Origin of the sequence: Rhizobium sp. BR 315 (assembly GCF_050577975.1) — a bacterium.
In the GTDB taxonomy this organism is placed as follows: Bacteria; Pseudomonadota; Alphaproteobacteria; order Rhizobiales; family Rhizobiaceae; genus Rhizobium; species Rhizobium miluonense.
Map to the genome: position 1 here is coordinate 1 of NZ_JARWKZ010000058.1, position 13,735 is coordinate 13,735.

The 13,735-nt window shown below is 59.2% G+C and carries 12 protein-coding genes; 5 read left to right on the forward strand and 7 right to left on the reverse strand.

Going from position 1 to position 13,735, the window contains the following annotated elements:
• Positions 1-228: transposase (locus tag QD409_RS30530; RefSeq protein WP_430764525.1), on the forward strand; the 228-nt coding region annotated here is incomplete at its 5' end.
• Positions 215-844, forward strand: coding sequence for a hypothetical protein (locus tag QD409_RS30535; RefSeq protein ID WP_135488308.1), 630 nt, complete (start codon positions 215-217; stop codon positions 842-844). The genes QD409_RS30530 and QD409_RS30535, both read left to right, overlap by 14 nt.
• A gap of 226 nt (positions 845-1,070) precedes the next feature.
• Here QD409_RS30535 and QD409_RS30540 read toward each other — a convergent pair whose 3' ends face one another.
• The gene (locus QD409_RS30540) at positions 1,071-2,108 is read right to left on the reverse strand and encodes an IS110 family transposase (protein ID WP_004119987.1); all 1,038 of its coding nucleotides are present in this window, start codon (positions 2,106-2,108) and stop codon (positions 1,071-1,073) included.
• Positions 2,109-2,694: 586 nt separating this feature from the next.
• Between QD409_RS30540 and QD409_RS30545 the strand changes: the two genes are divergently transcribed.
• Together QD409_RS30545 and QD409_RS30550 are read left to right on the forward strand one after the other, a co-directional pair.
• Entirely contained in the window at positions 2,695-3,810 is a 1,116-nt protein-coding gene (locus tag QD409_RS30545) for an IS630 family transposase (RefSeq protein ID WP_004119981.1), read from the forward strand.
• Positions 3,811-3,827: 17 nt separating this feature from the next.
• Entirely contained in the window at positions 3,828-4,775 is a 948-nt protein-coding gene (locus QD409_RS30550; RefSeq protein WP_240535456.1) for a hypothetical protein, read from the forward strand.
• Positions 4,776-5,388: 613 nt separating this feature from the next.
• Here the strand turns inward: QD409_RS30550 and ssuD are convergent.
• From ssuD to QD409_RS30580, 6 genes are all read right to left on the reverse strand, one after another.
• Positions 5,389-6,558, reverse strand: a complete 1,170-nt coding sequence (ssuD, locus tag QD409_RS30555) for an FMNH2-dependent alkanesulfonate monooxygenase (RefSeq protein ID WP_004119972.1) — start codon at positions 6,556-6,558, stop codon at positions 5,389-5,391.
• Between the two features lie 213 nt (positions 6,559-6,771).
• Positions 6,772-7,221, reverse strand: coding sequence for a hypothetical protein (locus tag QD409_RS30560; RefSeq protein ID WP_135488289.1), 450 nt, complete (start codon positions 7,219-7,221; stop codon positions 6,772-6,774).
• 586 nt (positions 7,222-7,807) lie between these two features.
• Positions 7,808-7,951 (reverse strand): FAD/NAD(P)-binding protein, encoded by a 144-nt coding sequence (locus QD409_RS30565; RefSeq protein WP_157385366.1) that lies wholly within the window; start codon positions 7,949-7,951, stop codon positions 7,808-7,810.
• Between the two features lie 64 nt (positions 7,952-8,015).
• On the reverse strand, positions 8,016-9,278 hold the full coding sequence (locus QD409_RS30570; protein ID WP_004119965.1) for an SfnB family sulfur acquisition oxidoreductase: 1,263 nt from the start codon (positions 9,276-9,278) through the stop codon (positions 8,016-8,018).
• Positions 9,279-9,285: 7 nt separating this feature from the next.
• The gene (locus QD409_RS30575) at positions 9,286-10,554 is read right to left on the reverse strand and encodes an SfnB family sulfur acquisition oxidoreductase (RefSeq protein ID WP_004119961.1); all 1,269 of its coding nucleotides are present in this window, start codon (positions 10,552-10,554) and stop codon (positions 9,286-9,288) included.
• Positions 10,555-10,581: 27 nt separating this feature from the next.
• Positions 10,582-11,991 carry an LLM class flavin-dependent oxidoreductase gene (locus QD409_RS30580; protein WP_004119959.1) on the reverse strand — a complete coding sequence of 470 codons (1,410 nt, stop codon included), beginning with the start codon at positions 11,989-11,991 and terminating at the stop codon, positions 10,582-10,584.
• A gap of 383 nt (positions 11,992-12,374) precedes the next feature.
• On the opposite strand from QD409_RS30580, the gene QD409_RS30585 reads away from it, so the two are divergent.
• Entirely contained in the window at positions 12,375-13,715 is a 1,341-nt protein-coding gene (locus QD409_RS30585) for an ABC transporter substrate-binding protein (protein WP_004119956.1), read from the forward strand.
• Positions 13,716-13,735: the final 20 nt, after the last annotated feature.

Genomic DNA, 13,735 nt, shown 5'->3' on the forward strand with positions numbered 1-13,735 from the left:
AAAAAGATCGGGCGCTGGACGATCGAGATCATCAAGCGCTCAGACAAGGCGAAAGGCTTCGAGGTTCTGCCGCGTCGATGGGTGGTCGAACGGACCTTCGCCTGGCTTGGCAGATGCCGCAGATTGGCCAAAGACGTCGAACGCTCGATCGCATCAGCCGAAGCGTGGATCATGATCGCCCACATTCGTCTCATCACCAGACGGCTAGCAAGGTATGGATATCGTTGAACGCTTTTCGAATCCGACTCTCAGAGCCTACGCCGACCGTAAAGATCGTAAAAAAATATCAGTGCAGCCAGACGGCTGCGCTCGGTTCAGACGGGAATGCGTGCACAATATGCAAAGCGTCAGCGCAAGCGACGGCAACCCCGATCCGGTGTATTTTGCTCGGGGCGTGCTGCCAAGGTATTGCAAACAAGCGCTGTTCAAAGCAGGGAAATTCTTTGGACCTTTGCGCCGAAATTGTACCATGGTCTATATTGGTTTCAGTATTTTGAGAGCACCCATGGACAATCAGGCGCAACAGCCAAACCGCGAACATCACTTTTGCGTCTCAACTGCCAAGTTTCTGTTCCACCACCCTCAGCATGGCATTGTGGCTGCGCGTGATCCCATTAAGCTCGCGGACGCTAAGCAATATGGACTGAGTCCGATTTTGCTTTATGGCGTTGCTGTCGCCCGCCTGCCAATCCGCTGGCTGACATTCTCTACCGTTACCCATCGCAGAACATTTCGCGAAGTGTTGCTGACGGCATGGGGAAGCGCGCAGGGATCGCGTGGCTTGCCAGACATTCTCCGTGTGAACCGCTTCTGTAACGGGCTGTCCCGAGTCAATCCCTTTTGAGCTTAATCCCTCGCCGAGTGCTTGCTTCTGTCCGCAGTCGACGCCGGGGTCGCTGCTTTATGGGGTCTGCTGAGGACCGGCTGGCCAATCTAAGGACGCGCAGTCACCTCAGTGCTGCTTGCGGTTCATCGGCCTATCCGCTCCATCGTCCCGGCGAAGGGACCTTGCTCCGGTGGGCTGATGGTGGTGCCCGCCCGAAACCTTGTCTTGTTGTCTCGCTTCCTGCTCAGGCGGTCATGGCTGACGCCGCCTTGTGGGGAATGAAGTTGGTTTTATCCCTGAGCATGTGGTGCAACACCACCGCCAGCTTACGGGCCAGCGCAACACGCGCCTTTCTGGGTCCCGCACGTCTTGCAACCGCCAGCGCCCAGCTTTTGAGATCCGAACCCTTCACGGGGCGCGTCAGGATGACATTGGCCGCCTCGTAGAGCGCGGTTCGTACGCCCGCATCACCGATCTTCGAGATGCGGCCGCTATAATCGGTTTCGCCCGATTGATACTTCTTGGGCGTCAATCCGAAATGCGGCCCCACCGCTCGTGATGATCGGAAGCGCTCAGGCGCGTCAACAGCCGACACGAATGTCAGCGCCACCAGCACGCCAACGCCGGGCGTCGTCATCAGCCGACGTGCATTATCGTCCTGACGGGCCATGACACGCAGCTTTCGTTCAAAACCTGCAAATTCGTCCATAAGCGCGTCGCGCACCTTCAACAGTGAAACGGTGATCGCCTCCAAGGTCGGATGACCTTCAATCAGCTCGCGGATCCGTGCCGCATAGGTGCGCCGCGTGGTCGGCCCTACCTTGAGGCCGAAACCGCGCAGAATGCCCCGGAGGCTCATCTCGATGTCGTGAAGTTTTCCCTGGATGAGCTTGCGTGCGGTCAGCAGCGCTCGCACCTCCTGGGCCGGAAGAGATTTGCAGTGGACCGGCCTGAACCAGCCAAGCCGCATTAACTGCGCAATACCCCGTGCGTCCTTCTTGTCGGTCTTCACGGGCATCGTCTTGAAGGCCGCCCGCACGTGGCGCGTCTCGATCAGTTCGACCGCCAGATCCGCCTTCGCCATTTCCGCGTAAAGCCATTGCGACAAGGGGCCAGCCTCAAGACCAATTCGTTCCATCGCCGCGCCCTGCTCGCCAAACCAGGCGATCAGCGCATCGGGTTCACTGTGGACCTTTGCCTCGCGCACGATGCGGCCATCCGCATCCACCACGCACACACTCGAGTATTCCAACGAGACATCGATTCCGGCATACTGCTTCATGGTCGTCTCTCCGTGATGCTATGGAGCAGGCCACTCCTGACTCCGCGACACCATCATTGTGAGGGACGACCACCAAGCCTTCAAACTCGCCTGGCTGGGATCCGCCCGTTACACCATCTATCTTATGCAGGCCGATCCATCGCTGGCGGCGGATCTCACTAAAATCGGAATCCGACTTGAGGTTGCCGACACCACGGACAAAACGGTACCCGCATCGTTGCGCTCGGCCCAGGATGCTTCTAGTACCGTTCCGCAGAGATTCTGACGGGTTGAGCTATCGCAAGATTGGCAGCGCTTCGGGTTGTACGAGCAATTGAATGCTTCGCGCTTCTCCAGGCTGGCGTTGAATGAGACCGGCCTTTTCCAGGGTTATCACCATCTGGTGTACAGACGGTGCGGTCACCTCAAAGTGGCGACGCATGTCCGCTTCTGCCGGGGAGCGTTTGAAGATCCTGGTATAGGCATAAATGAAGGCCAGGTATTGGCCCTGCAGCTGCGTGAACTGTGGCGCTCCGGCAGGAGGCTCTTTGCCAAACGTTTGATTCATTTGAGTTTAACCTGTGTTTCATCGCATCAGGAGGCTCAAATGAATATAAGATATCATGTGGAACTCAACCAGCTTGAACGTGAGCAACTGAACGCTCTTTTGAGCGGTGGCCGTCACTCGGCGCGCAGGCTCAAGCGTGCACAAATCCTGTTGGCGGCGAATGAGGGTGTGAGCGACGAGGTCATCGCTGCGACTTTGAATGTCAGCGGATCGACCATCTATCGCACCAAGCGCCGCCTGGTAGAGGCCAATCTCGAAGGCGCGTTGAGTGAGGAGCCACGGCCCGGCGTTGCCCGCAAACTATCAGCCAAGGAGGAAGCACTTCTGGTGGCGACGGCTTGCTCAACTCCGCCGCCCGGCCGGGCACGTTGGACGCTTGAGCTTCTGGCTGACGAGATGATCAAGCTGACCGATCACGCGCAGATCTCCTGCGAGACCGTGCGCCGAAGGCTTGGTGAAAATCATCTCAAGCCATGGCGAAAAGACATGTGGTGCATTCCCAAGGTCGACGGGGAATATGTCGCCCGAATGGAAGACGTCCTGGACCTGTATGCCGAAGCCCCAGACCCGCAAAGGCCGGTTGTCTGCTTTGACGAAAGCCCGGTCCAACTGATTGGCGAGGTGCGGGACCCCATTTCTGCAAAGCCGATGCAGCCCTTGCGCTACGATTGTGAATATCGCCGCAATGGCACCGTCAATCTTTTCGTTTTCTTGGACGCGCATCAGCCATGGCGGCGGGTGAAGGTCACCGATCGGCGCACCAACAAGGACTTCGCCGAGTGCATGCGCGAACTGGTCGACATTGACTATGCTGACGCAAAGACCATTCGTGTTGTTATGGACAATCTCTCTACCCATTCACCCGGCGCGCTATACGACGCGTTTCCTGCCGCCGAAGCCCGTCGTGTGCTCAAGCGGCTTGAATTCCACCACACGCCGAAACACGCAAGTTGGCTGAATATGGTCGAGATCGAGATTGGCGTTTTGAAAAGCCAATGCCTCGACCGCAGGATCGACGACAAACACAGGATGATTGCAGAGATCAATGCTTGGCAGCAGCAGAGAAACGCGCAAAGGGCACAAATCCAATGGATGTTCACCACCGAAAAAGCCCGTGAAAAACTCCACAAGGCCTATCCAGTCAAAGAGTCATAATCTCTGCGGAGGGGTACTTGAAGAAGCACGACCCGGTTGATCCGTCTCTGGCCGCGTCCGTCGAGGCCCTTTGCCGCGATGCACATAAGGATCACGACTGGAGGGCCGGCCGGGGTCCTCGCAGGCTCAGCAACCGAAAACTCGAGAACATCGAGCGGTGGCTGGAGTTGCCAATGCGCACCCCGCCATCCATTCCCCTCGAAGACGTCGATTGGGAAGTCGGTCCATGGCTGTCATCCTGGGAGATCTCGCTGCCGCCCGATCGGCCGCGTTATTTTCACCATGACAACTTATGCGGCAGAACCTGGCTGCTTTCGGGAGAGGAGCCATTAGGCGACATGGACGATGATGACGAGTTTCCAGCTTATGAAGAGCACGACAATACGGCGGAAATCGCCAAAAATCTGGTCGCCTGCTGGCCCAATCCGCCGAAAGAGATTGCGGCTACGGTCGGCGTTACCCTGCGACAACTCCAATGGTTTCTCTCGGAACGCTCCTCCCTGGACAGAACGGCCCGCTACGACCTTTCACGCCTGTTGGGCGTCGCGTATGACGAGCGGATGGGCGGCTACACTCCTTCGGGACCTTACGTCCTGATCGCCAGAAAAGCACAGGCGCTCGACGCGATCTATCAGGAGATTTCCGGCGCTGGTGATGCTTGTCCTTGTGAACTCGTTCCCGCGCAGGGAGAGGCAGATCCGAGCTGGCGATACGTCTTGATCAATGCATATGGAACGCCGCCGACCGTTGTCATGGCGCGCCGTGGCGAGGCAATCGCGGAGCGCCTTCCCGACCTGATCATGAACTACGAGGGCATTCGGCCGGTCTCCCCTACTTTTTACCGGGATGTGGTCACCACCTGCGCCCGCGCCTGCCAAACCCCTCAAGCGAATGTCCGGGAGATGACAGAATTCGCGAAACGGTATGAACGGCACTGGATTGATTGCGCGTGGCTACCGGATTGAATTTTCTGGTAGCACGTGAGCTCTGATGTTTGAGCGCGTTCGAACATACCAGCCTGGTTTCTTTGCACCCCTCCTTCCATAGGGAAAATGGAAGGTGCCGCTTTAACTCATCGTTTTCCGCGACCGTACAGCTCGATGTCAGCGACGGCGTCAGTCTTCCTTGCCTGGATGTTATCGCCATTTCCGTCAGCAAGGCGCTTTTGTGGCATACGGTCGAGGCCCGGTCTGGCAATCGAATCTACGACCTGGCCTGCCTTGGAGAAGAGGCAGCCCGGCTAGCGGCTGATCTCTACAGCTTCTTGAACCATCACCTCTTCGAATTGATCGGCTCAGACGTCGGTCATTTGAGCGAGGTGGACACGAGACTACAGTCTGTTGTCGAGGGTAGCCCGCAGGCAATATTTAGCGCAAGCCGACCTTTCCCATGCGATTTGGGGCGTTAGAGTCAATCACTCTTCTGAAACGGCCGTCTCCTCCTAAATAACGAGGTCTAATGAAAGATCCCAACGGGGCCCGTGGATCGACTTCTCCGCCCGCGTCGGTTTCTGGTTCGGCTCCCAGCGGCAGCCATTGTGCGCTCCTTCCAGACAGGAGGAGCTCGCCGGTAAATTCTTCAGGAGGCGGATGCGATCTTCACGTTTCCGCCATGTCCGCCTCCCCCAAAGACCCGGTGTTCGCCGAATGCGGAGCGGATCTGCCCATGAGGGCCGGGCAGGCCTATTTCGGGGAAGAGCAACTCGCAAACCCGGTAGGCTTCTTCCAGGTGCGGATAGCCGGAGGCGATGACGGTATCGATCCCGAGCTCCTGATATTCCCGGAGACGTTCCGCGATGGTCTTCGGAGATCCGACCAGTGCGGTCCCCGCACCCGTGCGGACGAGACCAATCCCCGCCCAGAGATTGGGAGAGACTTCGAGCTTTTCGCGGCGTCCCTGATGCAGGGCGACCATGCGCGCCTGGCCGACCGAATCCGAGCTCTTCGCGAACACTTCCTGCGCTGCGGCAATCGTTTCGTCGGAAAGCTTGGAAATCAGCCGGTCGGCCGCGGCCCAGGCCTCTTCATCGGTCTCGCGAACGATGAAGTGAAGACGGATGCCGAAGCTGACGTGCTTGCCCTTCGCCGCGGCGGCCTGGCGGACCTTGGCAATCTTCTCTGCCACTTGCGCCGGCGGTTCGCCCCAGGTCAGGTACTTGTCGGTGATACCGCCGGAAAACGCAATTGCAGCGTCGGACGATCCGCCGAAATAGAGCGGAGGGCGCGGTTCCTGTATAGGCGGCAGGCCAAGTCTCGCATCGATGGCCTTGATATACTTGCCGTCGAGGTTGGCCTTTCCGGTCTCGACCAGCGAGTTGAACACCTGGAAGAACTCGCCCGCATGATCGTAGCGTTCGTCATGCGGCAGGAAAATGCCGTCACCGGCGAGCTCCTGGGCACTGCCGCCGACCACGATGTTAATCAGCAGGCGGCCATTGGAAACGCGGTCGAGCGTCGCGGCAAGGCGCGCATAATAAGCCGGCGATGCCGTACCCGGCCGAATGGCCACCAGAAATTTCAGTCGCTCGGTATGGGCGGCGAGATCGGCGGCCAGAATGAAGGATTCTTCGCACGCCGCCCCCGTTGGGATAAGCACGCCGGAATATCCCAGCCGGTCGGCAGCCTTCGCGATTTCGCGGAAATAGGCGGGATCCGCCGGGCGGCTGAGATCGTCCGACCCCAGATACGCACCGTCACCGGACGAAGGGATGAACCAAAGAAAGTCGAGAGGCCTATCGATTACCGTCATTCCCATTCCTGTCAAAAGCGGCAGAACCGTTACAGATTTTCTCGATATTATTAAATTCTATAGTTTTCATAAGCAATTTTCTTCCAACTATCGTGCGGCTTTCGAAAAGATCGGTTCTCTTGCGGCGGTCTTAGTGACCGAAGTGATCAGTAAGTGTCTGTCTGATACGGTTCGCACCGAACACGGCGTGTTCGGTGACCTGGGGCAGACCCATCAGTTCACCAGAGGTTCCTCGGCCAAGGGGCCGGCAATGAGCACATTAGACACGGCTTCACTCCCTCGAGAGATCGAATGTGCTTTACCATTGCAGGCGATACCGAGCCACGTCGGGCAGGGCTGCAGGAGGCCGGCGACGCTAAGGTCGCGTAAAAAGTCCTGGCTCTCGAGAATAGCGCCATGCCCCGGCCCTGTTGTCACGACGATGGCCTCGACCATGATTTCCCGACTATCTCGCCTGTGCCGTTGTCGTAGGCTCACCTTGAAGCTGGAGCCGGTTCTCTCAACCGCCGCTACTGAAGCGGCGAGGATCTCAAGTTTGCCGCTGGAGAGCTCATCATTGATGACATCCTCCACCTGCGGCGGATGCGGAAGCGGTGGACGTCCCAGAACGGCCTGACATGGCGGGCGATCGGCCGGCGTTCGGCCATCGGCAAAGCGGCCCACACTTCTTGTCCCTGCAAGCGAACAGCATCGAGCACACAGTGCCAGGACAGTCCCTTGGCCTCAGCCTTCCTGTCCGCTGTGCGCACGTGCCGCAAGAGGCGGCTCGCCGTCATTGCGGGTTCCGTCACGAGATCGCCCAGCGCCTCCTGTCCGGCCGGCTGTGCCCGCGCGAACGAAGACCGCGCCGAGAGATGGATGATGTGGCCATAACGTCCGCGACGCTTCAGCGATGCCACGACGTCTGCCCGGTCCGTCCGTTCCCGATAATCAGCACATGGTCGGTCGCCGCGATGGGGCCAGCGCACCAGCGACCGTGACATCCATGACGAGTTTGCCGTCTCCGCGCAACGGCACGAGGACGTGGGCAAAGCCGGCGGCGGATGGCTGACGGCAAGGACCAGGAAATCGGCTCGAATCTCGGATCAGTCGGCAGCCTGCAAGCGATATTCCTGACCGTCTCGGCCAACTGTCTGGATTGTGGCTCGGCAGTGCACGATCCGACCCTCTGCGATCAAGGGGCGCAGTCGGGCAGCCACATAGTCACCGAAAACGGAACGCCAGGGATAAGGCAGGCCATCTCGACCGATCAGTCTTTCGTCGGCAACCTCGGTCGAACACTCTGCGAGCAGTTCAGGAAATCGTCGGGTCGCTCCGGAAAGAGTGTCATCTTACCTGCGGAGACGTTTATCCGGTGCGCAGGGTCGTTTGTACCATAGGCCAGACCCGTCACCGATATCAGAGCGCCAAGGCGATCTCATTCGGATCTCCACAGAATTCGATAGGTAATCTGAAAATCAGAGGGCGCCATGCCGCGGGGGCAGGATGCCATTCAGATAGAAGTTTCCGATATGGTGATATTTCCAGCGCACCGGATCATGCAGGGAATGCGTGCGGGCATTACGCCAAAAGCGGTCGAGCCCATAGCCTTCGAGCGTCGAGCGCGCACCACCGAACTCGATAAGCTTGGTGGCGGCAAGCTGTGCCACTTCCGTCCCGAGCGCCTTAACCTCCGCGACAGCAACGGATGCCTGCGCTACGCTCGCCGCCGTCGGTTCTGCGATGGCGCGGTCGATGATCCGCCCCGCCCTTTTGAGCAGCGCGTCGGCCGCATGCACTCTGATCGCGACGTCGCCGACGCCATGTATGGTGTGCGGATCCTCATAACCGTGCTCGATCGTCAGTTCAAAAAATGGCCGTGCATGGGCACGAACGTAGGAAATCGTCTCCGCGAGCGCCCCGCGCGCGATGCCGACTTGCACAGCAGCATGGATTATCTGCGCAAAAGGACCCATCGGCGTCGGCTGTTCGAAGCTTCCATCATGGTCAACGATCTGAAACGGCGCCACCTCGACGTCGTCGAAGGTGACGGTCCCGCTCCCTGTCGAACGCTGCCCGAAGGACGACCAGTCGTCGACGAAGCCGAGCCCCGGAGCAGCCCGGTCCATGAAGACCAAATGGACGCGGCCATTCGGTCCCTTCGCCACAGCGACGACGATATGGGCGAACAGTGAGCCGGTCGCGTAAAACTTCTGGCCGTTCAGATAGAGTTTTCCGTCGCGCTCGGCGAAATGCGTCTTAAAGTCGACCGGCGTCTTCGTGCCGATCTCTGTGAAGGCGTTGCCAAGACGGTCACCCTGCAGCACGCCCCGGAAATAGTGCTGCTTCTGCTCCTCGCTGCCGGTCAGTCGCAGCGCCTCTACCATGTAGAAATGATTTTGCGGGATCTGCCCGATTGAAGAGTCCGCAGCCGAGATGATGGCGGTGACCTCGGCCAGCGTCACCGCAGAGACGCCGGCGCCGCCATATTCCTTCGGGATGGTGATTGCCCAGAGACCGCTTTGCGAGAAGCGGTCGATCTCCGCAAGCGGAAGGCGTCGTTCGCGGTCGCGCTGAGCGGCACCGACCGCGAATTCAAGCGCAAGGTCCGTCGCGATCTGGATGGCCTCCGCATCATCGCGGATGACATGGGCCAGGCCCCCGCGCGCGGCTATGCGCGGCGCGGGACGGCCGGCGGTGAGCGCTGCATCCCGGTGCAGCTTGCGATCATTTGTGCTCATCTTGGGGTCAGTTCCAGGCGTGGCGCGGCGGGTGGACGCGGTTCAGATAATAATTGCCGACATGGTAGAACTTCCAGCGCACTGGATCATGCAGCGTATGGACGCGGGCATTGCGCCAGTGGCGGTCAAGTCCGTGCTCGGCGAGGGTCGAGCGGGTTCCTGCAAGTTCGAACAGCTTGTTCGTTGACAGGATCGCAATCTCCGTCGTCAGAACCTTGGACTCGCCTGTCTTGATCGTTGCTTCCGAGACCGTCTCCAGCGTCGGATTGGCGCGCGCCACATCGATGGCGTGCCCGGCGATCTCTAGCAGCGCTTCGGCCGCATGCAGCTTGATCTTCAGGTCGCCGATCTGGGCAATGGTGAAGAGGTCTTCGCCGGCGGTCGCCTTGCCGCTGTCGATCCAAGGCCGGCTATACTTGCTGACGAACTCGATCGTATCGTCGATCGTGCCCCGGGCGATGCCGACATCGATCGCCGACTGGATGATCTGCGAGACAGGGCCGCCGACTGTCGGATGGTCGAAAGAGGTGACCTTCAGCGCCCGAGCCTTAGGCACGCGCACGTTTTCGATCTTAACCGAACCCGACGCGGTGGTGCGCTGACCGAAGCTCGACCAGTTGTTGGTGACGGTGAGACCGGGGGCGTCGCGGTCGGCAAAGACGAGATAGCCCTGGCCAGTCTCGTCGACGCCGACGATCGGCACGATATGGGCAAGGAGCGCGCCAGTCGTGTAGAATTTCTCTCCGTTGACGACCACGTCGTCGCCATCATGAACGACCTTGGTCTCGAAATCGGCGACGGTCTTGCTCTTCAGTTCGGAGAAGGCGTTGCCGTAACGGATCCCTTCGAGCGCCCAGCCGAAGAACAGTTTCTTCTGCCCTTCCGTGCCGTCGAGATCGACGGTCGCGACGATCGCCAGATGGTTCTGAGTGATCTGCGCGATGGCCGGATCGGCCGCAGCGATGATGGCGATCACCTTTGCGAGCGTGGCATAGGAGACTTCCGGACCGCCATAAGCTTTCGGCACGTTGATGCTCCAGAGACCGCTTTGCGAATACGCGTCGAGCTCGGCGATCGGAAGCAGTCCCTCCCGGTCACGCAGCGCCGCCCCGACCTTGAAGCTCGCGGCCAGCTTCTCGGCTATCTGGATAGCCTCCTCTTCGCTCCTGATCACATGCGCCGGCTTGACCGGGCGCGGACGGGGCGACAATGGGTCTGTTGAATTGACGCGCGGATGGACGCTGTGATCAATCTTGGTCTCGGTGATGCTTCCCATAAGGAAAAACCTCGTCGGTTAAGGACCTCAGCTGGCATTGGCCAGCGTAATTGCCTGGTTGCGTTTGAAGGATTCGATGTCGCGGTAACGGTCGGCCGGATGGGCCTTGGGCAAATGGGGTCCCTCGCCGAACAGCTTCTCCCGCAGCGTTCCGGGGCGATAGCCGGTCGGATAGACCCCGCGCTTCTGTAGTTCCGGCACCAGATAGCCGACGATATCCTCAAAGGTCTCGGGAGTTACGGCATAGGCGAGGTTGAAGCCGTCAACGTCGGTCTCCTCAACCCAGGCCTGCAGCTCGTCGGCTATGGTGGAGGGCGATCCCACGACCACCGGTCCCATACCGCCGATACCGCCCCATTCGGCGAGCTCCCTGATCGTCCAGCGCTTATTCGGATCGCCTTCCGAAAGGCTCTCGATCGCCGAGTGGATGGCGTTGGTCTCGACCTTGCGCACGAGGTCGTCCGGTGCGTAGCGCGAAAAGTCGACGCCTGTCCAGCCGGACATGAAAACCAGCGAGCCATCATAGGAAACGTAATCGAGATAGTCGCGGAATTTGGCGCGCGCCTTCTCGTCGGTTTCGTCCACGATGACGGTCATCAGATTGTAGATGCGGAACTTCGACGCATCGCGCCCGACGGTCGCCGCCCGCAGCCGGACATCACGCACATAGTTCTTCAGAATGGTCCTGGTCTGTGCCGCAACGAAGACGCATTCTGCATGCTCCGCCGCGAATTGCTTGCCCGGCCCGGAAGCACCGGCCTGATAGAGCACCGGGGTACGCTGCGGCGACGGCTCGGTCAGGGCGTAGCCCGGCACTTCGAAGAAGCGGCCCTTATGGCCGATCTCGTGCACCTTCGACGGATCGGTAAAGATGCGTTTCTCGCGGTCGCGCAGTACGGCACCTTCTTCCCAGGAACCCTCAAGGAGCTTGTAGATGACCTCGAGATATTCGCTCGCCACTTCGTAGCGGTTATCATGCGCACGCAATCCGCCTTGTCCAATGTTCTTGGCACCGCTCTCCAGATAGGAGGTCACGATATTCCAGCCGACGCGCCCCTTTGTCAGGTGGTCGGCGGTGGCCAGACGCCGTGCGAAGGGATAGGGGTGCTCAAACGAGATCGAGGCGGTGATGCCGATGCCGAGATGTTCGGTGGCTAGCGCAATCGGGACCGCGAGTTGGATCGGATCATTAACCGGAATCTGCGCCGCCTGTTGGATGGCGTGGTAGTTGTTGCCCTTGTAGACGTCGTAGTAGCCGATCACGTCAGCGATGAAGATGCCATCGAAGACCCCCTTTTCGAGCGTCCTCGCAAGACCTTGCCAGTAGTCCAGATCCTTGTATTTCCAGGATCTGTCCCGGGGATGCGCCCAAAGCCCGGGCGACTGGTGACCCACGCAGTTCATGTCGAAGGCGTTGAAATGTATCTGCTTGGTCATTCCTCGATCCCATCCGAATTTCAGGCTTGGCCCCGAAGCATCCAGACACTGCACATATTTAACAGTTATTATATGTTTTTTATAGACTATTTCGTGGAATTTTTTTCTCGGAGTTTGATGGGCAGTGAATGGCTCTCGTCTCGGTTATCGCGCTGATCGGCCTTATTTGACAGCATCCGCTCGTGCGTCGCCACTTCGGCTCTAGCCGCTCGAAGCGTCGCGCCGAAAAGAAATTCTATGTTTTTTGTGTACTTTAAATTCCTGTTGGTTAACGGCAGGAGTTATCTGGCGAATGATCCCCCAAAGGCCGACGCGGGTGCCACACGGAATACCGCTCCGTGGTCATTCCTGCGGCCCGCACCATCGCAACCGAGGATCAATTCATGTCCGACCCCATCATCGACCAAGCATATCGCCGCCGCACGGTCTTGAAGACCATGCTGGCATCAGGAGCGCTTCCTCTTCTCTCATCGGGCGTCTTGTCCTCCGCCCTGGCCGCAGGCAATCGGTTCGCCGGACACACCCTCAATCTCCTGATCATTCAGCCGCATGTCGTCACAGGCAAGAAGATCTCCGAGGATTTCGAGAAGCTTACGGGTGCGAGGGTCAACGTAACCGCCGTTCCCTACGACCAGGTCAGCGTCAAGGCGACCCTCGACTTTCAATCTGGAGCCGGTGAATTCGACGTCATCGACTATTTCTATACCTACAAGGGCCAGTTGGCCGAGGACGGCGTGATCGAGGACGTCACTGACTTGATCGAGAAAGACAAGGCGGAAATCCAACCCGACGACTTCATCCAGACGATCTATGACCAGTACACGCTGCATGAAGGCCGTCGCTATGGCCTGCCTTATGACGGCGACAGCCACCTTCTGTTCTACAACAAGGAACTCTTCGATCGTTATGGCCTCAAGCCAGCAACGACCTGGGACGAATACAATGAAAACGCCAAGATCATCACCGACGCGGAATCCAAGAACGGTATCTACGGTGCTGCAGTCCTGGGCGCGAAGATCCCGGTGATCATCCTGTCGACCTATGCCAACCGCCTCACCGGCTTTGGCGGCAACTTCCTGAAAGCAGACGGCACCTCGGCCCTCGACAGCGCCGAAGCCGTGGAGGCGCTGAAGTCGCTCCTCGCATCCGCACCGCATGCATTGCCGACGCCGCTCGAGACGCGCTTCGAGGAAGGTCTACCCGCCTTCCTCAGCGGTAAGGCCGCCCAGATCGACTTTTGGACTGACCTCGGCGGCTACGCCCAGGATCCCAAGGGCTCGAAGATCGTCGACAAGTGGGGCGTCACCCGCATTCCAGTCGGTGGCGCCAACAAGACACCGCGTCTTGCCTTCAACGCCGGTTTCGGCTTCGCAATCACCAGCGGGTCGAAGAACAAGGACGTCGCCTGGGAACTGATCAAGCTCGCGACCAGCAAGGGCTACCACGAACAACTGCTCACGCTGACCGGCTCCGGTATCGATCCCGACCGTCACTCCGGCCTTAACTCCGAAAAGTTCAAGGCCTTCCAGCCGCTCGTCCAGCCGCTGCTGGCAGACGGTGCACTTGAAAACAGCCTCGCCTGGCCCACGGCCGTTTATGCCCCGAAGCTGGAAAACGCGCTGACCGATGAACTCTCCCTCGCCCTTGCCGGGACCAAAAGTGCCGAACAGGCGATCGCCGATGCCCATAAGTCCTGGACGAACATCATCGAAGCCAATGGCTGATCATTGAGCCCCGGCCCACC